The organism is Acidovorax sp. 35-64-16, assembly GCF_002281195.1.
GTDB lineage: Bacteria > Pseudomonadota > Gammaproteobacteria > Burkholderiales > Burkholderiaceae_C > Acidovorax > Acidovorax defluvii.
On the sequence record NZ_NCFM01000004.1, the window covers coordinates 173,716 to 194,034 of the forward strand.

At 62.2% G+C, this 20,319-nt stretch carries 21 protein-coding genes and 1 pseudogene; 4 read left to right on the plus strand and 18 right to left on the minus strand.

Annotated features, from left to right (window positions below; translation table 11 throughout):
• Positions 1-73: 73 nt before the first annotated feature.
• Positions 74-625, minus strand: a complete 552-nt coding sequence (locus tag B7Y64_RS05285; RefSeq protein WP_291323998.1) for a YggT family protein — start codon at positions 623-625, stop codon at positions 74-76.
• A gap of 77 nt (positions 626-702) precedes the next feature.
• On the opposite strand from B7Y64_RS05285, the gene B7Y64_RS05290 reads away from it, so the two are divergent.
• The 4 genes and pseudogenes from B7Y64_RS05290 to B7Y64_RS05305 all read left to right on the plus strand — a co-directional run bounded on the left by B7Y64_RS05290 (position 703) and on the right by B7Y64_RS05305 (position 4,205).
• Positions 703-1,341, plus strand: coding sequence for an LON peptidase substrate-binding domain-containing protein (locus tag B7Y64_RS05290; RefSeq protein WP_291323997.1), 639 nt, complete (start codon positions 703-705; stop codon positions 1,339-1,341).
• A gap of 187 nt (positions 1,342-1,528) precedes the next feature.
• Entirely contained in the window at positions 1,529-3,073 is a 1,545-nt protein-coding gene (lysS, locus tag B7Y64_RS05295; protein ID WP_024814411.1) for a lysine--tRNA ligase, read from the plus strand.
• A gap of 246 nt (positions 3,074-3,319) precedes the next feature.
• Positions 3,320-3,484 (plus strand): annotated as a pseudogene (locus B7Y64_RS05300) (diguanylate cyclase response regulator); the annotation flags it as partial.
• Positions 3,485-3,536: 52 nt separating this feature from the next.
• Positions 3,537-4,205: a mechanosensitive ion channel family protein gene (locus B7Y64_RS05305; protein WP_291323996.1), complete on the plus strand. Its 669-nt coding sequence runs from the start codon at positions 3,537-3,539 to the stop codon at positions 4,203-4,205.
• 19 nt (positions 4,206-4,224) lie between these two features.
• On the opposite strand, the gene nagZ is transcribed toward B7Y64_RS05305, so the two are convergent.
• The 17 genes from nagZ to fabD form a co-directional block, all read right to left on the minus strand.
• Complete coding sequence (nagZ, locus tag B7Y64_RS05310; protein WP_291323995.1) at positions 4,225-5,394, minus strand: beta-N-acetylhexosaminidase; 1,170 nt, start codon at positions 5,392-5,394, stop codon at positions 4,225-4,227.
• Between the two features lie 69 nt (positions 5,395-5,463).
• Complete coding sequence (gene acpS / locus B7Y64_RS05315; protein ID WP_291323994.1) at positions 5,464-5,865, minus strand: holo-ACP synthase; 402 nt, start codon at positions 5,863-5,865, stop codon at positions 5,464-5,466.
• A gap of 57 nt (positions 5,866-5,922) precedes the next feature.
• Positions 5,923-6,720, minus strand: coding sequence for a pyridoxine 5'-phosphate synthase (locus tag B7Y64_RS05320; RefSeq protein WP_291323993.1), 798 nt, complete (start codon positions 6,718-6,720; stop codon positions 5,923-5,925).
• Complete coding sequence (gene recO, locus B7Y64_RS05325) at positions 6,717-7,478, minus strand: DNA repair protein RecO (RefSeq protein WP_024814405.1); 762 nt, start codon at positions 7,476-7,478, stop codon at positions 6,717-6,719. The genes B7Y64_RS05320 and recO overlap by 4 nt, the downstream gene beginning before the upstream one ends.
• A gap of 161 nt (positions 7,479-7,639) precedes the next feature.
• A complete protein-coding gene (era, locus tag B7Y64_RS05330) occupies positions 7,640-8,644 on the minus strand; it encodes a GTPase Era (protein WP_291328478.1) in 1,005 nt (334 codons plus the stop codon).
• Positions 8,641-9,324, minus strand: coding sequence for a ribonuclease III (gene rnc / locus B7Y64_RS05335; RefSeq protein WP_291323992.1), 684 nt, complete (start codon positions 9,322-9,324; stop codon positions 8,641-8,643). Before rnc ends, era begins: the two co-directional genes overlap by 4 nt.
• Positions 9,325-9,687, minus strand: coding sequence for a DUF4845 domain-containing protein (locus B7Y64_RS05340; RefSeq protein ID WP_114656816.1), 363 nt, complete (start codon positions 9,685-9,687; stop codon positions 9,325-9,327). It lies immediately after the preceding gene.
• A gap of 35 nt (positions 9,688-9,722) precedes the next feature.
• Positions 9,723-10,697 (minus strand): signal peptidase I, encoded by a 975-nt coding sequence (gene lepB, locus B7Y64_RS05345; RefSeq protein ID WP_291323991.1) that lies wholly within the window; start codon positions 10,695-10,697, stop codon positions 9,723-9,725.
• Positions 10,697-12,505 carry a translation elongation factor 4 gene (gene lepA, locus B7Y64_RS05350; protein ID WP_111865523.1) on the minus strand — a complete coding sequence of 603 codons (1,809 nt, stop codon included), beginning with the start codon at positions 12,503-12,505 and terminating at the stop codon, positions 10,697-10,699. The genes lepB and lepA overlap by 1 nt, the downstream gene beginning before the upstream one ends.
• Positions 12,506-13,015: 510 nt before the next feature.
• A complete protein-coding gene (locus tag B7Y64_RS05355) occupies positions 13,016-14,482 on the minus strand; it encodes a DegQ family serine endoprotease (protein ID WP_114656818.1) in 1,467 nt (488 codons plus the stop codon).
• A gap of 507 nt (positions 14,483-14,989) precedes the next feature.
• Positions 14,990-15,607: an RseA family anti-sigma factor gene (locus tag B7Y64_RS05360; protein WP_291323990.1), complete on the minus strand. Its 618-nt coding sequence runs from the start codon at positions 15,605-15,607 to the stop codon at positions 14,990-14,992.
• Positions 15,608-15,677: 70 nt separating this feature from the next.
• Complete coding sequence (gene rpoE, locus B7Y64_RS05365; RefSeq protein ID WP_024814397.1) at positions 15,678-16,304, minus strand: RNA polymerase sigma factor RpoE; 627 nt, start codon at positions 16,302-16,304, stop codon at positions 15,678-15,680.
• A gap of 13 nt (positions 16,305-16,317) precedes the next feature.
• Positions 16,318-16,746 (minus strand): hypothetical protein, encoded by a 429-nt coding sequence (locus B7Y64_RS05370; protein ID WP_291328480.1) that lies wholly within the window; start codon positions 16,744-16,746, stop codon positions 16,318-16,320.
• Positions 16,747-16,939: 193 nt separating this feature from the next.
• Positions 16,940-18,184: a beta-ketoacyl-ACP synthase II gene (fabF, locus tag B7Y64_RS05375; RefSeq protein ID WP_024814396.1), complete on the minus strand. Its 1,245-nt coding sequence runs from the start codon at positions 18,182-18,184 to the stop codon at positions 16,940-16,942.
• A 48-nt stretch (positions 18,185-18,232) separates the two neighbouring features.
• Positions 18,233-18,472, minus strand: a complete 240-nt coding sequence (gene acpP, locus B7Y64_RS05380) for an acyl carrier protein (RefSeq protein WP_003058049.1) — start codon at positions 18,470-18,472, stop codon at positions 18,233-18,235.
• 103 nt (positions 18,473-18,575) lie between these two features.
• On the minus strand, positions 18,576-19,322 hold the full coding sequence (gene fabG / locus B7Y64_RS05385) for a 3-oxoacyl-ACP reductase FabG (RefSeq protein ID WP_291323989.1): 747 nt from the start codon (positions 19,320-19,322) through the stop codon (positions 18,576-18,578).
• Entirely contained in the window at positions 19,319-20,269 is a 951-nt protein-coding gene (fabD, locus tag B7Y64_RS05390) for an ACP S-malonyltransferase (protein ID WP_291323988.1), read from the minus strand. The genes fabG and fabD overlap by 4 nt, the downstream gene beginning before the upstream one ends.
• Between the last annotated feature and the right edge of the window lie 50 nt (positions 20,270-20,319).

Here is a 20,319-nt window from a genome sequence, read left to right on the forward strand (position 1 = left end):
AATTACTATCAAATAAATAGCATGCTGCGCTTACTGGATAAGGGCTGCATGCTGATTTGGCACAAAATCACCCTCACCCCTGCAGCACGCCTGCTTGCAGGTGCCCCAGGATGATCATGGCAACCTGCAGCAACACCAGCACGGCCAGCGGCGATAAATCCACCCCGCCGACCAGCGGAATAATGCGCTGAAACGGCCGCAGCACCGGTGCACACAAACGTGCCACCACGTCCGCAATCGGCGAGCGGGTCGACATCCATGACATGACCGCATGGACAATCAGCAAACCAATCAGCCCCGAGATGGCCACCCGCACCAGGCCAAAAAGCGCCAGCCAAGGCAGCCAGGCCCAGGCGGCACCGGCACCCAGAATCAGCCACAGCAAAAAATACTGGACCAATTGCAGCAACACAGCTGCAGCCAGGCTGGAAAGGTCCCAACGCCCCACCGGCGCAATCACGCGCCGCAGCGGCATGACCAGCCAGTCAGTGAGTGCAAACACCAGCCCGCCAATCGGATTGGAGAACGGCACCCGCTGCCACTGCATGTACAAACGCAGCAGACACGCCCCGGTCAACAGGCCACCAACGACATCGAGCAGGAAAGAGGCGATCTGGTAGAGCATGGATGAGACAAATTGGAGTGGACCGGGTACGAAAGCAGACTGCGCCATGGGATGATAGCGACCGAAGAGCTTCGCCCATGACACAACCCCTCACCCTGTCATCCCTTCCGCTGTTTCCGCTCAATTCCGTGCTGTTTCCAGACGGAGTGCTGGCGTTGCGCGTGTTCGAGGTGCGCTACCTCGACATGGTGCGCAAATGCCACCATGCGGGAGCCCCGTTTGGCATCGTTGCACTCACGCAGGGCAACGAGGTGCGACAGGCCGGCGCACCCGATGAGCGATTTCACGACATCGGAACCCTGGCGGTCATCGAAAAGCTCGACAACCCGCAACCCGGACTGATCACCCTGCTGTGCCGCGGCAGCCAGCGTTTTCGCATCACAGAGCGCAGGCATTTGCCGCACGGCCTGTGGATTGCCGATGTGGAGCAACTGGCCACAGACCTTGCGGTATCCATTCCCGAGGACCTTCTGACCACCGCGACAACCTTGGCCCAGGTGCTGGCATCCTTGCGCGAACGCGACACCGGCTCCGGCACGGCCGTGCACCCCACCCCCGCCCAGCTGAACGACTGCGGCTGGGTCGCCAACCGCTGGTGCGAACTGCTGCCCATTCCCCTGGAACTCAAGCAGCGGCTGATGGAACTCGACAACCCCTTGGTCCGACTGGAACTGGTGGGGGATGTGCTGGAACGCACAGGAATTTCGCCTTCCTAGCCGAATGCCCCACAACCGCTATTTATTGCACCACGTCCTGGAATGGCCGCGCTCTGCCTTACATCATCGATAGAGTCGGCTTCATCCGCGCGTTGCCGATGCAGCCCGAACCCTGCCGATAACCCATAAAATCCACGGTTTGGCTGCCACCAGCCCCCACATTCCACGTCCCGTAGCCACGGCACCTATGTCAGAACAAAACCACGCCCCCGCCCCCCACGACGAAAACCAGCTCATCGCCGAGCGCCGCGACAAGCTGCGCGCCTTGCGCGAGGCCCATGCACAGGGCGCAGGCGTCACGTTCCCCAACGATTTCAAGCCGGCGCACCACGCTGCCACGCTGCAGGACCAGCACGCCAGCAAGGACGCACAATCGCTTGAAACCCACGCTGTTCATGTGAGCGTGGCGGGACGCATGATGCTCAAGCGGGTGATGGGCAAGGCCAGTTTTGCCACCGTGCAGGATGGTTCGCTGGGCGAAACCGGGGGGCGCATCCAGCTCTACATCACGCGTGACGCGCTGGGTGAAGACCTGTATGCGGCCTTCAAGCACTGGGATCTGGGCGACATCATCGGTGCCGAGGGCACGTTGATGAAGACCAAGACCGGCGAGCTGTCGGTCAAGGTGACCACCCTGCGGCTGCTGACCAAAAGCCTGCGCCCCATGCCCGACAAGTTTCATGGCGTGGCCGACCAGGAGGTCAAGTACCGCCAGCGGTACATCGACCTGATGACCGATGAGGCTGCACGCAAGCGCTTCGTGGCGCGCAGCCGTGCTGTCAGTGGCATCCGCGATTTCATGGTGCAGCACGGCTTCCTGGAGGTCGAGACACCCATGCTGCACCCCATTCCGGGCGGCGCCAACGCCAAGCCGTTTATCACGCACCACAACGCGCTCGAACAAGAGATGTACCTGCGCATCGCGCCGGAGCTGTTCCTCAAGCGCCTGCTCGTGGGTGGTTTCGAGCGGGTGTTTGAGATCAACCGCAACTTCCGCAACGAAGGCATCTCGGTGCGCCACAACCCCGAGTTCACCATGATGGAGTTCTATGCGGCCTACTGGAACTACCAGGACCTCATGGGCTTTACCGAACAGCTCGTGCGCGATGCCGCCCTGAAGGCCGCTGGCACGCTGCAGCTGTCGTACCAGGGCCGCGAGGTGGACTTGAGCCAGCCGTTTGCCCGCCTGACCATTCGCGAAGCCATCTTCCAGCACACCGAGGCCGGCGCGCATGTGGACGATGCGGCGTGGCTCATCAGCGCCCTCAAGAAGCTGGGCATGTCGGAACAAAAGAACCAGCTTTCCGGGCGCACCCTGGCCAGCCTGCAGGTGCTGTACTTTGAAGAGACGGTGGAAGACAAGTTGTGGCAGCCCACCTTCATCATGGAGCACCCCACCGAGATTTCGCCGCTGGCCCGCGCCAACGACCAGCGCCCCGAAGTCACCGAGCGCTTCGAGCTCTACATCACCGGGCGCGAATTCGGCAACGGCTTCAGCGAGCTGAACGACGCCGAGGACCAGGCCGCGCGCTTTCATGCCCAGGTGGCTGCCAAGGACAGTGGCGACGACGAGGCCATGTATTACGACCACGACTTTGTGCGCGCGCTCGAATACGGCATGCCGCCCGCCGGCGGCTGCGGCATCGGCATTGACCGCCTGATGATGCTGCTGACCGACAGCCCCAGCATCCGCGACGTGATCCTGTTCCCGGCCCTGCGGCGCGAGTCTTGACCGCCTGGTGCCGTTCAGGCGTGGGCGCCCGCCCGCATCCCGGCAGATGAAGGCAGGCGACCCCGCGGTGCAAAAAAGCCCGCCAGCCAATGCGGGCCACAAGGAAACACCGTGACAGCCCCCACGCCCCTGCCGCCCCCTTCGCCTGCGGCCCCACCCATCGGGGCCGCATTGGCGGACCCCCCATTTTCCGCGCTGGTCGTGAAAGACGTGGGCTCGGTGCGTGCTGCGCTGTGCGTCGCACCCACGCTGCACGGCGGCATCAGGACCTGCGTGCCCGATGACAGCACCAACGCAGAGAGCATGGTCATGCGGGCCGACCAAGTGCTTCATACCGCCAAGGTGCAAGGCCGCAACCGCTGCTTCAGTTTTAAGATGCCGATGGACACGGTGGAGCAGTTGAACGGCTGACTGCCGCTGTGCCGCCTTTTTTGACACCATAGTCCCCATGGCCATTTCCCGAATGCAACTCTTGAAAGCCCGCCTGCCCGAATGGGTGCAGGACTGGCTTGAAGTCATCATCCCCGGCTCGCAAATCCTGCTGATCCTGGTTGTGGCATGGCTGTTGCAGCGCACGCTGCGCCGCCTGGTGCGCCGCGCCAGCGCGCACTACCAGTTGCCCGATGAATTGCTGGTGCCCATCAACGGCCTGATCCGTTGGCTCATCATTGCCAGCGCGCTGTTGCTGGTGCTTGAACGCATGGGCGTCTCGGCCACGGTGCTATGGACGGCTTTCACGGGCTTCGCCACCGTGGGCGCGGTGGCATTTTTTGCCGCCTGGAGCGTGCTGTCCAACCTGTTTTGTGCGCTGCTCATCTTCACGGTGCGGCCTTTTCGCATTGGGGACTACATCGAGGTGCTGGACACCGCAGACAAGCCCGGCGCCAAGGGCCGCGTGGTGGATATCAATCTGCTTTACACCACGCTGGAGGACCATGGCGCAGCGGTGGGCCACACGGCGTGGCTGCAGATTCCAAACGCACTGATCTTTCAGCGCGTGGTGCGCCGCTTTCAGCATTACCCGCCACCCGCAGAGGCTGCGCCACCAACGGAGCCGACCGCGCCGGTGCAAGCCGTGGCCGCACCCCTGCAGCCGAGTGCCCTGCCCGTCAGCACCGCACCGGGGCCATAGAGCAGACCTGCGACAAAAGTCAGGGCAGCAAATCCAGCGCCTGCAAATAGGCGGGCTGGTACATCAGCTCATCCCACGCCTGCGGCAGGGTTTCGGGCAGCAGCGCCAGGCGACGCGATTCGCTGTCCACGCTGGGCTGCCAGCGGCCCTGTGAAAGGGCAGCGTCGAGGCCGTCGATGAGTTCGTCCACAGCCTCGCCGTTGCCCACGCTCTGGTTGCACAGCAGCACCAGGTCGCAGCCTGCGGCAAGGGCCGCGATGGCGGCGTCGGTGTAGCTGACCACCTGGCCGTCAAGGCGCCGCGCTCCCTCCATGCTGAGGTCGTCGCTGAAGATGGCGCCGTCAAACCGCATCTGGCGGCGCAGGATGTCCTGCAGCCACCGCTGCGAAAAGCCCGCCGGGCGGCTATCGACCTTGGGGTAGATCACATGGGCCGGCATCACGCTGGTGAGCGTGCTGCTGAGCCAGGGATACGGCGCGGCGTCGTCGGCCAAAATGGCCTTGAGGCTGCGCTTGTCCACCGGCACCTCGGTGTGCGAGTCGGCCTTCACAAAGCCATGCCCCGGAAAATGCTTGCCGCAGTTGGCCATGCCCGCCTGCAGCAGACCGTGCATCAGGCTCTTGGCCAGCAGCGCCACCACGCGCGGGTCGCGGTGGAAGGATCGGTCGCCGATGACGCCGCTTCGGGACGTGCCGGGCCGCCCCAAGCTTTCCGAGCCCCCTCGGGGGGCAGCCAGCGCTTGCGCTGGCGTGGGGGCCTCATCCGTCCAGTCGAGGTCCAGCACGGGCGTGAAGCTGAAGTCCACGCCACAGGCGCGCAGCTCGGTGCCCAGCACGTAGCCCGCCGCCGTGGCGGCGTTGATGGCGCGCAGCGCGCCACTGCCGGGCACGGCCTTGGCACCCTTGCCGTCATCCATCCACATGTCACCCAGCGCCCGCATGGGCGGCAGGTGGGTGAAGCCATCGGTGCGAAAACGCTGCACGCGGCCGCCTTCATGATCCACACAGATCAGCAGGTCATCGCGCACGGCCTTGATGCTGCTGGTGAGCTGCAGCAGCTGTGCGCGGTTTTCCCAATTGCGGGCGAACAGGATCACGCCGCCCGTCAGCGGGTGGGCCAGGCGGCGGCGGTCGGCGGCACTGAGTGTTGTGCCGGCGACGTCCAGGATGAGGGGTGCGTGTTCGGTCATCGGGCTTCCAATCGTGAAATTGCTATATAAACAATAGCTGACTGCGCTTATTCAACAAGCGCTAAATGGCTATTTTGCTTGAATTTTCTCCACCACGCAAAAGCTGGCGGCGTAGTCGGTTTCGTCGGTCACACTCAGGTGCGCCGTGAGGCCTTTGGCCTCGAACCATTCCCTGAGAGCACCGTGCAGCACGATCACCGGCTGGCCGCTGGGCAGAGACCCCACCTCACACGCGCGCCAGGTCATGGGCATGTGCATGCCCAGCCCGATGGCCTTGCTGAAGGCTTCCTTGGCGGAAAAGCGCGTAGCCAGGTAGCGCACGCCGCGCTCGGGCCACCGCGCGCTGCGCGCACGCCAGGTGGCCAGCTCGCCATCGGCCAGCACCTTTTCGGCAAACCGCTCGCCGTGGCGCTCCAGACTGGCCGCGATGCGGCGCACATCGCAGATGTCGGTGCCAATGCCGTAGATCATGGTTTTGAATGAAATATGCCTCTAGCGCTTGATAAATAAGCGCTAGCAGCTATCAAATCAGGAGTTTTTCTCTGCTGCAAAGCCTGCATCGATGCACGCTTGGTAGGCCTGCACGGTGGCGGCATAGCCCAGCTCCAGTGCATCGGCAATCAAGGCGTGACCGATGGAGACTTCGAGCACGCCGGGCACCTCGCGCACAAAGGCGGCGAGGTTGTCGCGGTTGAGGTCATGCCCGGCATTCACGCCCAGGCCGGCATCCAGCGCCGCCTGGGCGGCGGCGGCGTAGCGCTTCAGCTCCTCGGCTTGCTGCGGCGTGCCCCAGGCTGCGGCGTAGGGCTCGGTGTACAGCTCCACCCGGTCCGCACCCACGGCCCGGGCAGCGGCCATCTGCTCAGGCACCGGGTCCATGAACAGGCTCACACGCACGCCCAGGCTGCGGCACTCGGCAATCAGCGGCGCCAAGCGCTCGGCATCCTGCGGGAAGCTCCAGCCGTGGTCGCTGGTGAACTGGTCTTCGCTGTCGGGCACAAAGGTAACCTGCTGCGGCCGCATGCCCTGGCCCGCAAGCTCACGGATGAAGTCCATCAGGTTCTGCGACGGGTTGCCTTCGATGTTGTATTCGCGGTCGGTCCAGGCGCGCATCAGCGCCGCCAGTTCGAACACGTCCTGGCGGCGAATATGCCGCTCGTCGGGCCGGGGGTGCACCGTGATGCCCTGGGCACCCGCCTGCAGGCACAGCTGGGCCGCGCGCGTGACGCTGGGAATGCCCAGGTGGCGCGTGTTGCGCACCAGGGCGACCTTGTTGACGTTGACCGACAAGGCGGTGCGTTGCGGGATATGTTCAGACTTTTTCATAAGGACTGCAGGTCGATCATGAGCTGGCGGGTGCGCAGCGTGGGGCTGCCGCAATGGTATTGCAGCAAGGCCCGCAGCTGGGGTTTGAGTTCGGCGGCCACCGGGGCGCAGGCACGCAAGGTGGCGGTGTAGCTGGCCGCATCGTCCAGCGCGCGCTGCAGCGCTTGCCACTGGCTGCCGGGCAGGCCGGCACGGTCGGTGGAAGACGCCGCACGCAAGCCCCCTTCGGGCACCAGGGTGTAGCGCGTGTCGGGCAGCAGCGGCGCAAACGTCATGGTCTGCGCATCCAGGCTGGGCAGCAGGCCGATCTCGCGCAGCAGCAGCAGCTCGAAACTGCGCAGCACGGGCTCCAGGGCATCGCCATGCTCGCTGGCCAGCACCCGCACGACCCCCGCATAGGCATCGAACAGCGCAGGGTGCGGATCGGCGCGCGCCAGCAGGCGCAGCAACAGCTCGTTGAGGTACATGCCCGACAGCAGTGCGTCGCCCGTGGGCATCACATGCCCGCCCACCCACTCGGCGCCCTTGAGCGTGTGGATGTCGGCCGTGCCGTCGCCAGCCAGGGTGTAGGTCACCAGCAGGGGCTGCAGCGGCAGCAGCACAGGACGGAAGTTGGAGCTGGGCTTCTTGGCGCCCTTGGCCACCAGGGCCACGCGCCCCTGGCGTCGGCAAAACACTTCCAGAATCAGGCTGGACTCGCTCCAGTCGTAGCTGTGCAGCACGAAAGCAGGTTCATCGGCAATGCGGCGCACTGGCATGAAATAAACGCTACGCCATCCCTCAAAAGGCGGCGGAGCAGGCCATGCCAGCGGACGCCGTGGAACGGGCTTTGCCCGACCACTGGCGTCGTTCCCCTTCCCGCAGCGCGCAGCGATGCGAGAGAAGGGGGAAGCGGCGCAGCCGCTCAGGGGGATGGTCGCTATTCATAGCCGAACGAGCGCACGCGCGCTTCATCGTCTGCCCAGCCAGAGCGCACCTTGACCCACAGCTCCAGGAACACCTTGGCGTCCATGAGTTTTTCCAGTTCCTGGCGGGCTTCGGTGCCGATGCGCTTCAAACGCTCGCCCTTGTCGCCGATGACCATCATCTTGTGGTTGTCGCGCTCGACCACGATGGTGGCAGCGATCTTGACCATGCGTTTGTGCGCCTTGCTGGCTTCTTCATCGAACTTGTCGATGACCACCGTGGAGGTGTAAGGCAACTCATCGCCCGTAAAGCGAAACAGCTTTTCGCGCACGGTCTCGGAAGCGAGAAACTTCTCGCTGCGGTCGGTCAGCTCGTCTTCGGCGTACCACCAGGCTTGCTCGGGCAAGTATTTGGCGCAGATGCCAAACAGCCGCTCGATGTCGCCCTTGTTCTTGGCCGACATCGGCACGAATTCAGCAAACGGGTGGCGCTCCTGCATGCTCTTGAGCCAGGGCGCCAGTTCGGCGCGGCGGTGCACCATGTCGAGCTTGTTGGCCACCAGCAGCGTGGGAATGCCGGGCTTGAACAGCGAGAGCACCTTGGCATCGGCCAGCGTGAAGTTGCCGGCCTCGACGACAAACAGGATCAGGTCCACATCGCCAATCGCGCCCATCACGGTCTTGTTGAGCGATTTGTTGAGCGCCGTGGCGTGGCGGGTCTGAAAACCCGGCGTATCGACAAAGACAAACTGCGTCTGCTCCCGCGTGCGGATGCCCGTGATGCGGTGCCGCGTGGTCTGCGCCTTGCGCGAGGTGATGCTGATCTTCTGGCCCACCAGGGCGTTGAGCAGCGTGGATTTGCCCACGTTGGGTTTGCCCACGATGGCGATCACGCCGCAGCGCTGGCCCGGCACGGCTGCCGGTGCGCCCGCAGCCGCCAACATGGCGTCCAGGTCATTTTGCACCGGAGCGCTTGCTGGGCTTGCGCCATCAGCTACATCTTTAGTAGCATCGTTCATATGTTTTTCGCTTTCAGTGTGGCCAGCATGGCGGCGGCGGCGGCCTGTTCGCCGGCACGGCGCGAACCGCCGATGCCCCGTTCGACCAGACCCAATTCGGTGATTTCGCACTCCACATCAAAGGTCTGGCGGTGCGCCGCCCCTACCGTGGCCACCACGCTGTATTGCGGCAGCTTCATTTTGCGGCCCTGCAGCCACTCCTGCAACGCGGTCTTGGGGTCTTTGGCGGCGGCCTGCATCTGGGGGTTGATTTCCACACCCTGAAAAAGGCGATGCACCAGCGCCTCGGCACTGGCATAACCAGCATCAAGATACACGGCGCCAATCAGGGCTTCGAGCGCATCGGCCAGGATGGAAGGCCGCTGCTGGCCACCGGACTTGGACTCGCCCTCGCCCAGGCGCAGCACATCCGACACCTGCAGGCGCAGCGCCAGCTGGTGGAGGGTGTCTTGCTTGACGAGGTTGGCGCGCACGCGGGAGAGATCGCCCTCGGGCAGATCGCTCAACCTCTGGTACAGCAGACTGGCCACGGCCAGATTGAGCACCGAATCGCCAAGAAACTCCAGGCGTTCATTGTGGTCCGCTGAAAAGCTGCGGTGCGTGACGGCGCGCTGGAGCAGCGAGGCGTTGGAGAAGGCGTGCTGCAGGCGGTTCTGCAGCGCTAGTAGAGCCGGCTGCACCTAGTTGGTCTGTGCATCAAAGCGATACACCAGGTAGGCGGGGCCTGCCAGGGGAATCTCGCGCGCATACTTGAAGGACACCACCACCTTGTCGCCACGCTTGGTGATTTCGAGGTCCGAGCCCTTGACCGAATTGATATCGTCAATGGCTGCCGCGCGGTCAAAAGCGGCCCGGATGGCGGGCACGGTGCTCTCTATCTTGGCCTTCTCGATGGCCTTTTTGGCCGCGACATATTCCAGAAAAATCGGAACGGACTGCCCACCAATGGCAAAGGCTGCCACCGCAAACAAACCGACAAAAATCAGCCCGAAGAACGACAGGCCGCGCTGGCGCGACCGACTGGCTGTGCGATGCATGCTCATGTTTTTACCCTCTCGTTGTTGTGTGTCTGCTGTATTCAATGAAACGATCCAATCCGCTTGAGGTTGCCGAAGTTCATCCAGACAAAGAACGCCTTGCCCACGATGTTGGCCTCTGGCACAAACCCCCAGTAGCGTGAATCCAGCGAATTATCGCGGTTGTCGCCCATCATGAAATAGTGCCCCTGTGGCACCTTGCAGACGACGCCTTCAACGCTGTAGCGGCAGTTGTCGCGGTAAGCGAAGTTGCTGGCACCTTGCACAAAAGCAGGCACATCGGAGTTGTTCAGCAGCCGGTGCGGCTGCCCACCCAGCTGCTCCTCGTACTGCTTGAAATAACGCATTGCGTCTTCGTCAAAGAAATCGGGCATCGCCTTGGTTTCGACGGGCTTGCCATTCACGGTGAGGCGCTTGTTCAGGTAGGCCACCTCATCGCCGGGCACGCCCACCACCCGCTTGATGTAGTCCAGGCTGGGCTGCGGCGGATAGCGAAAGACCATCACATCACCCCGAGCGGGTTGGTTGCCCTCAATGATTTTGGTATTGATGACCGGCAGCCGCACACCGTAGGTGAACTTGTTGACCAAAATGAGGTCGCCCACCAGCAAGGTGGGGATCATGGAACCCGAAGGAATCTTGAAAGGTTCAAACAAAAACGAGCGCAGGAAAAACACCGCAGCGATCACGGGGAACAACCCCGCGGTCCAATCCAGCCACCAGGGCTGCATCAGGATGCGGCCCTTGGCCTCGTGCACATCTACATCCACCTTCTGGATGCCCATGCGGTCGAGTTCGGCGCGGCGTTGCACGGCCGCATCCTCGATGGCCTGCGCCGCCCGGCGCCTGCGCGGCAGAAAAACCAGGCGCTCGGCCAGCCAGTAGGCCCCTGTGACCACGGTGGCCAGGAACAGCAGCAAAGCGAAGTTGCCCTCGATGGCACCCATGTACCAGGCGCCGACGTAGCCCGCAAAGGCAGCCAGCACCAGCGAAGTCAGGATTTGCATGAACTGCATCAATCTTCCACCTGCAAAATGGCGAGGAATGCCTCTTGGGGCACCTCGACCGAGCCAATCTGTTTCATGCGCTTTTTGCCCGCCTTCTGCTTTTCGAGCAGCTTGCGCTTGCGGCTGACGTCACCGCCGTAGCATTTTGCCAGCACGTTCTTGCGCAGCGCCTTGATGGTTTCGCGCGCAATGATGTTGGCGCCAATGGCGGCCTGAATGGCCACGTCATACATCTGGCGGCTGATGATTTCGCGCATTTTGGCCACCACGGCACGACCGCGGTACTGCGACTGCGAGCGGTGCACGATGATGGACAGCGCGTCCACCTTTTCGCCATTGAGAAGAATGTCGACCTTCACCACATCGGAAGCACGGTACTCCTTGAACTCATAGTCCATGGAGGCATAGCCGCGCGACACCGACTTGAGCTTGTCGAAGAAGTCGAGCACGATCTCGCCCAGCGGCATTTCATAGGTGAGCATGACCTGGCGCCCGTGGTACGCCATGTTCATCTGCACACCGCGCTTCTGGTTGGCCAGCGTCATCACCGGGCCCACGTAGTCCTGGGGCATGTAGAGGTGCACCGTGACGATGGGCTCGCGGATTTCCTCCAGCCGCCCCTGGTCGGGCATCTTGGACGGGTTCTCGACCATGATCACTTCGCCATCGGCCCGGACCACCTGGTACACCACGCTGGGCGCGGTGGTGATGAGGTCCTGGTCGAACTCGCGCTCCAGTCGCTCCTGCACGATTTCCATGTGCAGCAAACCGAGGAAGCCGCAACGGAAACCAAAGCCCAGCGCCTGGCTGACTTCGGGCTCGTAATGCAACGATGCGTCATTGAGCTTGAGCTTTTCGAGGGCGTCGCGCAGCGAGTCGTATTCGCTGGCCTCGGTGGGGTAAAGCCCGGCAAACACCTGGGGCTGGATTTCCTTGAAACCGGGCAGCGCTTCGGTGGCGGGGCCCGCGTTGTTGGGCAGCTTCTTTTCGAGCGTGATGGTGTCGCCCACCTTGGCCGCCTGCAGCTCCTTGATGCCCGCAATGATGTAGCCCACCTGACCGGCATCGAGCGAATTGCGTGGCTCGTTGGCCGGTGTGAACACACCCAGGTTGTCGGCGTTGTAAACAGCGCCCGAGGCCATCATCTTGATGCGCTCGCCCTTGAGCAGGCGGCCATCGACCACGCGCACCAGCATCACCACGCCCACATAGCTGTCGAACCAGCTGTCGATGATCATCGCGCGCAGGGGGCCCGTGGCGTTGCCCCTGGGCGCTGGCACCTTCGCGACAATGGCTTCGAGAATTTCGTCAATGCCCATGCCGGTCTTGGCCGAACAGGGAATGGCGTCGGTCGCGTCGATACCGATCACATCTTCGATTTCCGCCTTGGCATTGTCGGGATCAGCGTTCGGAAGATCCATCTTGTTGAGCACGGGAACCACTTCCACACCGAGGTCCAGCGCGGTGTAGCAATTGGCCACCGTCTGCGCCTCAACACCTTGCGATGCGTCCACCACCAGCAGCGCACCCTCGCAGGCCGACAACGAGCGGCTCACTTCATAAGAGAAGTCCACGTGGCCCGGTGTGTCGATCAGATTGAGGTTATAGACCTGCCCGTCCTGGGCCTTGTATTGCAGGGCAGCAGTCTGTGCCTTGATGGTTATCCCACGCTCTTTCTCGATGTCCATCGAGTCAAGCACCTGCGCCTCCATGTCGCGGTCCGCAAGTCCGCCACACCGCTGGATCAAGCGATCGGCCAACGTCGATTTGCCATGGTCGATGTGCGCAATGATGGAAAAATTTCTGATGTGTTTCATCAACGGGAAGCGTCAAGTAATTGAATTGAAACGGCGCGGACAAGAAAAAAGGGCGCGTCGAATGGCGACGCGCCCTGAACCAACAATCATTGGCAACTGCGAAGGTTGGAGCCTCATTGTAGGCAAAAAGCCTGAACCCATGAGCCATCAACCCCACATGTGAAGCGCGTTGCTGCAGTGCAACAAGCATTTTATACACAACTTATTCACAAGCAGCATCCGAGCAACATGGGACAACTTGTGGGCTAGCTGCGGATCTGTGGTGCAGGGGCCATGCCCATTTCACAATATGATCCCAGCGCCGACTCATATGTCGATATGTGTTGAACGCAGGGCCGCATTCTATCCAATCTGATCGATGCGCAGTTTTCCGGGTGAGCGAAAACCAACCCTCATCTTCCGAAATTAATTTGGCCGCAGTTGCTCTCGGCGGCGATCCAGACGAAAGAAATCCCGGATATACACCCGGGATTTCCCTGCGCGCCCTCAGGGCGCCCCCTCAGTGCCAGCTTATTTGGAAGGGCGAATCAAGGCATATTGGGCCCATTCACCCCGACGGTACAACACATTGATGGGCTTGTTCTTGTCCACCTTGGCCAGCGCCGCCTCCAAATCCTTGACCCCGCCAATTTCGGTGTTGGCGATGGAAAGGATGACGTCACCCTCGCGCAGGCCGGCACGTGCAGCGGCATCGGTGGCCGAATTCACCACCACCCCACCCCGGATGTTCAGCTCTTTCTTTTGCGCATCGGTCAGCGCGCTCACCGATAACCCGATCAACTGTGCAGCAGCCGAGGCTTTTGGTTTTTCTTCCCGCTCCGCAGCCTTGCGCACCGGCTTGTCGCCCTCGATTTCCGCGATGGTGAGGCTCAGGTCCTTGGCGGTGCCGCGGCGGAACACCGTGACCGTGCTTTTCGTTCCGGGCTTGGTGTTGCCCACGAGGCGCGGAAGATCTGCCAGCTTGTCGATCGCCTTGCCATCAAAACGGGTGATGATGTCGCCCGCCTCGATGCCTGCCTTTTCAGCGGGCGACCCGGACTCCACGCCCGTGACCAGTGCGCCCGATGCCTTGCCAAGGCCAATGGATTCGGCGACATCTTTGGTGACCTGACCAATCTGGACACCGATGCGCCCGCGGGTCACGCGGCCAGACGCACGCAGTTGCTCACTGACCCGAATGGCCTCGTCCATGGGAATCGCAAACGAGATGCCCATGAAGCCGCCAGACCGCGAATAGATCTGGCTGTTGATCCCCACCACCTCGCCGCGCATATTGATCAATGGCCCGCCAGAGTTGCCGGGATTGATGGCCACGTCGGTCTGGATGAATGGCAGATAGTCCCCCGTATCGCGTTGCTTGGCGCTCACGATACCGGCGGTGACCGTGCTCTCCAGGCCAAACGGCGAACCGATGGCCATCACCCATTCACCCACCTTCAGGCGGCTGACGTCTCCCACCTTCACAGCGGGGAGTCCTGTCGCTTCAATTTTGACCACAGCCACGTCGGTGCGCTTGTCGGTCCCCACGATCTTGGCCTTGAACTCCCGCTTGTCCGTCAGGGTGACGATGACCTCGTCAGCGCCGTCCACGACGTGCGCATTGGTCATCACGTAACCGTCGGCCGTCAGGATGAATCCCGATCCCACGCCCCGAGGCTGCTCCTCGTCGGGCTGGGGCCGCTGAGGCCTTTGTTGCCGGGGCATGTTGGGCATGGGCACACCAAAACGCCGAAGAAACTCAAGCATGTCTTCATCCATGCCGTTGGTGTTGGTACGGGCCGACACCTTCTCGGAGGTGCGAATGTTCACCACCGATGGCCCCACCTGCTCCACCAGTTCGGTAAAGTCCGGCAAGCCACGCGACGCGGCAGTTTGCGCATGGGCTGCACCATGGGGCACGACCACCAGACTCGCTGCTCCCATCAGCGCGCCTGCGAGTGCATACGAGTGCAGTTTTTTCCAATCGATCCTGAGCATCATCGACCTTTCTTGAATTGTGGCAATGGTTACGAACAGATGTTGTATGCCTGTGAAGGCAACAGGAGTCACTTGGTTCCCTGAAGCACACGCTCCGTTGTACCCCACGCAACAGCTGGCGCGATCCAGCATACGGTGCATGCACGTGGGCGCCCTGCCCAAGTGGCTCGCATCAGATGCAGGGATTGCAGTGGAATCGCGTTGTGAGCAACAGGCCAGGCGCCGGTCAGGCGTCCGGCGGCGATAAAGCTTTGGTATATCGCCCAGGATTGCTAGCAGTTCTCGGGCCAGTCTGGATGCATCCCGTGTCTTCAGGCGAGCAGCTTTAGCCCCAGCAGGACGACGCGCATTACCTCATTGCGCCGGAAGATGGCACGAGGCGCGCCATGTGTCGCCTCTACGCGCTTGATTTGCCGGGATCCGCTGCCAGCATGCGTGGCTTTGGCGCGCGCCATTGCCCCACAGAACCGGCGGCACGACAAACTTGTCCAGGCAATTGCGTTGGCATTAGCGGGCAGGGGCCTCAAAAGTGGCATTGCGCAGAAAACCTGCGGGCATCTGCAATGCGGACGTGCTTCCAAATTGTTTGTGGGCGGCTAAAAGCTCATCCAGGCGCGGGTCGCGAATCATGACCTGCTGGCCATCGTTGACCGAAACGCTTGCCACGGCAGCTGCCGGCTGGGAAGGCGCAGGCGCGGCAGCCAATTGGGCGCCAGAAGTCGCCCCGCCCTGCAACCCCGCCAAAGAACTCCAGCCAATGGCGGCTACGGCGGCCAATGACGCAAATCCGGCAGCCATCTTCCAGAGGAAAACCGATGAATTTGCGGCAACCGCCGTCTCGGGCATAGCAACCTGTTGCACCTCCGGCATGGCTTCGGACAGACGCCCGTACAGGGGCTCTTGCGCCAGTTGCTCGCGAAGCCGCATCACCATGGACTGATTGCCCGGCTGGTGTCGGGCCAGTTCGGGAGCACGCAAGACATCACCCACCAGATGATAAATCTGCCAGGTGGATTGACCCTCGTCCTGCGTCGCGAATTGCAGGGCCTGCGCCAGTTCCTCGCCCTGCAGTTCCCCGTCGGCCAAGGCCGACAATTGTTCGCGTTTCATCAAGTCTGTGTTCATTGCGTCACCTGCCAAACATCATCCCGGCCCCAATGGCCGCATCCATGTACCGCCTCCGAAGAAACGTCCATCACCAGCGCTTGCCCGACTGGTTTTCCAGCAGCGGGCGCACGCGCGCAGAAATCGCCTCTCGGGCACGAAAAATCCGCGACCGTACCGTTCCGATGGGGCATTCCATCGCCGCGGCAATTTCTTCGTAAGTCAATCCTTCTATCTCACGCAAGGTCACCGCTTGGCGTAAATCCTCCGGCAATGCCTCCATGGCCGCATTCACGGCCTCGGCAATTTCACGTGCTGCAAGAATGGTTTCGGGTGTTTCTTCGGAAATTAGTTCATGTCCAAGGCGGGAAGTTTCATCTTCGTCATCACCGCCACGCAGAGCGTTTTCCGAAATGACGGGATTGCGCTTCATGTCCATGAGCGCCTTTTTCGCCGTGTTGACGGCGATCCGGTACAGCCAGGTATAAAACTGTGCCTCGCCACGAAACTGGTGCAGCGCCCGGTAAGCACGGATAAAAGTTTCCTGCGCAATATCCGGTACGAGGTCCGTGTCCCGCACCATGCGCCCAATCAGACGTTCGATGCGCCGCTGGTATTTGATGACCAGCAATTCGTAAGCGCGCTGGTCGCCCGCAACCGTGCGCTCCACCAGTTGGAGGTCGCTGTCTGTGGGGGCTGCAGGGGAAGTTACGGTCATTGTCACTTTGAATTCACGCTGGCGGGCGTCTGGCCGCAGCGGGTTCGTCGGCCGGGGTGGCCTCGGGCTTGGGGCGCGAATATACCGCACGCCGCAGATCGCCCCATCGTTCAGGAGCGCCCTGACGCTCCAGCCATAACCAGGTGCGGCGCCCACCTGGTTCATCCAGACAAACCCACAGGTGACTTTGTAGATCCAACCTTACCCACAGGGCTCCCTTCAGGGGATGCGCCGGGTCGCCAGGCGGACCGGCCTCCAGGTGCCAGCGAACACCATCCCACTGCAGCACCCCATCCAGCCGCTGGCGCCAGAAATGCACAACCGCACCCGCAGCACACAGCCAGACGCCCAGGGCTACGGACAATCGCGCCGCCGAATCGGCAGCCCCTTGCAAAAGCCAGAACCACAACCCGGCACCGCCCGCACCCCACAGGAAAAGCATTCCCCACAGCAGCACCGAACCCTGTCCGACGGGATATCGGACAGGTGGAGCAGAAAAATAATGGGAGCCGCGGCGCATGATCAGCGTCGCCAAGGTAATTGCGGACAGCTGGACGATCCCAGCGCGCGGAGCGAAGCAGGGCAAAAAACCGTTTCAGGCTTGTCACCAACAAGGGCTGGTGACAGCAACCGCATCAAATCCGCTTGAAGACCAGCGTGCCGTTGGTGCCGCCAAAGCCAAAGTTGTTCTTGACGGCGATGTCGATCGGCATGTCCCGCGCCGTATTGGCACAAAAATCCAGATCGCACTCGGGATCCTGGTTGAAGATATTGATCGTCGGCGGTACCTTTTGGTGGTGCAACGCCAGTACGGTGAACACGCTTTCAATTCCACCGGCACCACCGAGCAGATGGCCTGTCATGGACTTGGTGGAGCTGATCACGGTCTTGTAGGCATGATCGCCCAAGGCCGCCTTGATGGCGTTGGTTTCGTTGAGGTCGCCCAGCGGAGTGGACGTGCCATGGGCGTTGAGGTAATCCACCTGATCGGCGTTGATGCCGGCATTGTGCATGGCGTGCAGCATGGCGCGGCGTGGGCCATCCATGCTCGGAGCCGTCATGTGGCCGGCATCGGCACTCATGCCAAAACCGCTCAGTTCGGCATAGATCTTTGCACCGCGCGCCTTGGCGTGTTCGTACTCTTCGAGCACCATCACGCCCGCACCCTCGCCCAGCACAAAACCGTCGCGGTCTTTGTCCCAGGGGCGGGAAGCGGTTTTGGGGTCGTCATTGCGTGTGGAAAGTGCACGCATGGCGGCAAAGCCACCCACGCCCAGGGGCGACACGGTGGACTCGGTGCCGCCCGCCACAGCCACATCGGCATCGCCGTATTCAATCATGCGACCTGCCTGCCCAATGCAGTGCAGCCCGGTGGTGCACGCAGTCACCACCGAGAGGTTGGGCCCCTTGAAGCCAAACCGCATCGAAACGTGCCCAGCCACCATGTTGATGATGGAAGCGGGCACGAAAAAAGGAGTGATGCGCCGAGGACCCCGTGCGGTCAACTCGGCGTGGGTGTTCTCGATCAGCGGCAAGCCGCCGATACCAGAACCGATCACGCAGGCAATGCGCGTTGCCAGTTCGTCGTGCAGGGCCTCACCCGTGGGCAAGCCTGCATCCTGCACAGCCTGGGCCGCCGCAGCGATGCCGAAATGGATGAAGGCGTCCATCGCGCGCGCATCCTTGGCGCTGATGTAGGACTCCAGATCGAATCCCTTGACCTCGCCTGCAATCCTGCAGGAAAAGTTCGACGTGTCGAACTTGGTGATGAGATCAATGCCGGACTTACCGGCCAGGACATTGGCCCAGGAATCCGCCACCGTGTTACCCACGGGACTGACACACCCCAGGCCGGTCACGACAACGCGACGACGGCTCATGCGTAAAAACCTTCTGCTGATCGCTCAAGACAGGCGCGGGACGCCCGCTCAGGCTTTCTGGTGGGTGTTGGCGTAGTCGATGGCGTTTTGCACCGTCGTGATCTTCTCTGCGTCTTCGTCAGGAATTTCGATGCCAAACTCGTCTTCGAGTGCCATCACCAATTCGACGGTGTCCAGCGAATCAGCGCCGAGGTCGGCCACAAAGGCTTTTTCGTTGGTGACCTGGGACTCTTCAACGCCAAGTTGTTCGGCAATGATTTTTTTGACGCGTGCTTCGATATCGCTCATGGTTTCCCTCTGGGGGTTGTGAATGAATCCGCGATTCTAGCCGCTTGAGGAAACCCCTCAACACGACCCGTCGCACGGATGAACCGACGTTAACTCTCAACAATTACATGTACATGCCGCCATTGACGTGCAATTCCTGCCCCGTCACATAGCCCGCCTCACGCGATGCCAGGTAGGCCACCGCATGGGCAATGTCGGCAGGCTTGCCCAGATGGCCCAGGGCGATCTGGGACTGCAGCGCCTTTTGCTGCTCTTCGGGCAGATTTGCCGTCATGTCGGTTTCAATGAATCCCGGCGCCACGCAATTGACCGTGATGCTGCGGCTGCCCAGTTCGCGGGCCAGCGCGCGCGTCATGCCAGCCACGCCAGCCTTGGCGGCTGCATAGTTGGCCTGCCCGGCATTGCCCGATGCGCCCACCACGCTGGTGATGCTGATGATGCGCCCAAAGCGCTGCTTCATCATGGGGCGAATCACCGCACGGCTCACCCGGAAAACAGCCTTGAGATTGGTGTCCAGCACGGCATCCCAGTCTTCGTCTTTCATGCGCATGGCCAGCGTGTCGCGCGTGATGCCGGCATTGTTCACCAGCACATGCAATCCGCCTTGCTGCTTGACGATGGAGTCCATCAGCGCCTCGATGGCCGCGCCATCGTTGACATTCAGGTTGGCGCCCCGGCAGCCCGGGTAGGCTGACAGGACCTTGCTGATGCGCTCTGCGCCCTCGTCCGTGGTGGCGGTGCCGACCACCTGGTAACCACGCACTGCTAGCTCCAGGGCAATCGCGGCACCGATGCCGCGCGATGCGCCGGTGACCAGCGCCACCTGGGCTGGGGATACAGAATGCGTCATGCCAACAACTCCCGGGTTTCGGCCAGCGTGGCCGGATCAAACAGTGCTGCGCCGACCAGTTCAGGGTCGATGCGTTTGGTCAGGCCCGCCAGCACCTTGCCGGGGCCACATTCAATGATATGGGTGATGCCACGGCCTTTCAGCGCCTGCACACACTCAACCCAGCGCACAGCACCAAAGGCCTGGCGGTACAGCGCGTCACGAATGGCGTCGGCGTCCTGCTGCACGGCCACATCCACGTTGTTGAGCACCGGAATCTGGGGCACAGCCAGCACCACATCGGCCAGCGCCATGCGCAGCTTCTCGGCGGCAGGCTTCATCAGGCTGGAATGGAATGGTGCCGACACGGGCAGCGGCAGCGCGCGCTTGGCACCCGCTGCCTTGAGCAGCTCGCAGGCCTTGTCCACACCCGCCTTGGTGCCAGCGATCACGGTCTGGATCGGGTCGTTGAAATTCACGGCCTCGACCACTTCGGTCGATCCCGGACCAAAGGATGTAGCCGCCTCGGCGCAACCAGCAATCACCCGGGACGCCTCCATGCCCAGAATGGCTGCCATGGCCCCCGTACCCACCGGCACGGCCTCTTGCATGGCTGCGGCGCGCAAGCGCACCAGCGGCGCTGCCTGTGCCAGTGTCAGCACGCCGGCAGCCACCAGCGCTGAATACTCGCCCAGCGAATGCCCGGCCACGGCCAGCGGCATGGCCCCGCCTTCGGCCTGCCACACGCGCCATGCGGCTACGCCAGCCACCAGCATCACGGGCTGGGTGTTGGTGGTCAGGGCCAGCGCTTCCTTGGGGCCTTGCTGAATCAGCAGGGCGAGATCCTCACCCAACGCATCGGATGCCTCTTGAAGAACCTGTGCCACGACCGGGTGATCACCCCAGGCGTCCAGCATGCCAACAGATTGCGAGCCCTGTCCGGGAAAGACAAATGCAAAGGATTTCATAAAACTACAGTATTTATAAGAAATATGCCTTTAGCCCTTATACAGCAAGC

Bases quoted from the DNA above. Each gene is read 5' to 3' on its own strand.
- lysS (WP_024814411.1), top strand. From the start codon at position 1,529: ATGTCAGAACAAAACCACGCCCCCGCCCCCCACGACGAAAACCAGCTC.
- B7Y64_RS05370 (WP_291328480.1), bottom strand. From the start codon at position 16,746: ATGCTTTTCCTGTGGGGTGCGGGCGGTGCCGGGTTGTGGTTCTGGCTT.
- era (WP_291328478.1), bottom strand. From the start codon at position 8,644: ATGAACGATGCTACTAAAGATGTAGCTGATGGCGCAAGCCCAGCAAGC.
- B7Y64_RS05305 (WP_291323996.1), top strand. From the start codon at position 3,537: ATGCAACTCTTGAAAGCCCGCCTGCCCGAATGGGTGCAGGACTGGCTT.
- B7Y64_RS05320 (WP_291323993.1), bottom strand. From the start codon at position 6,720: ATGAAAAAGTCTGAACATATCCCGCAACGCACCGCCTTGTCGGTCAAC.
- B7Y64_RS05285 (WP_291323998.1), bottom strand. From the start codon at position 625: ATGCTCTACCAGATCGCCTCTTTCCTGCTCGATGTCGTTGGTGGCCTG.
- fabF (WP_024814396.1), bottom strand. From the start codon at position 18,184: ATGAGCCGTCGTCGCGTTGTCGTGACCGGCCTGGGGTGTGTCAGTCCC.
- acpP (WP_003058049.1), bottom strand. From the start codon at position 18,472: ATGAGCGATATCGAAGCACGCGTCAAAAAAATCATTGCCGAACAACTT.
- lepA (WP_111865523.1), bottom strand. From the start codon at position 12,505: ATGAAACACATCAGAAATTTTTCCATCATTGCGCACATCGACCATGGC.
- lepB (WP_291323991.1), bottom strand. From the start codon at position 10,697: ATGCAGTTCATGCAAATCCTGACTTCGCTGGTGCTGGCTGCCTTTGCG.
- B7Y64_RS05360 (WP_291323990.1), bottom strand. From the start codon at position 15,607: ATGAACACAGACTTGATGAAACGCGAACAATTGTCGGCCTTGGCCGAC.
- B7Y64_RS05340 (WP_114656816.1), bottom strand. From the start codon at position 9,687: ATGAGCATGCATCGCACAGCCAGTCGGTCGCGCCAGCGCGGCCTGTCG.
- rpoE (WP_024814397.1), bottom strand. From the start codon at position 16,304: ATGACCGTAACTTCCCCTGCAGCCCCCACAGACAGCGACCTCCAACTG.
- fabG (WP_291323989.1), bottom strand. From the start codon at position 19,322: ATGACGCATTCTGTATCCCCAGCCCAGGTGGCGCTGGTCACCGGCGCA.
- fabD (WP_291323988.1), bottom strand. From the start codon at position 20,269: ATGAAATCCTTTGCATTTGTCTTTCCCGGACAGGGCTCGCAATCTGTT.
- nagZ (WP_291323995.1), bottom strand. From the start codon at position 5,394: ATGACCGAACACGCACCCCTCATCCTGGACGTCGCCGGCACAACACTC.
- B7Y64_RS05290 (WP_291323997.1), top strand. From the start codon at position 703: ATGACACAACCCCTCACCCTGTCATCCCTTCCGCTGTTTCCGCTCAAT.
- acpS (WP_291323994.1), bottom strand. From the start codon at position 5,865: ATGATCTACGGCATTGGCACCGACATCTGCGATGTGCGCCGCATCGCG.
- recO (WP_024814405.1), bottom strand. From the start codon at position 7,478: ATGCCAGTGCGCCGCATTGCCGATGAACCTGCTTTCGTGCTGCACAGC.
- B7Y64_RS05355 (WP_114656818.1), bottom strand. From the start codon at position 14,482: ATGCTCAGGATCGATTGGAAAAAACTGCACTCGTATGCACTCGCAGGC.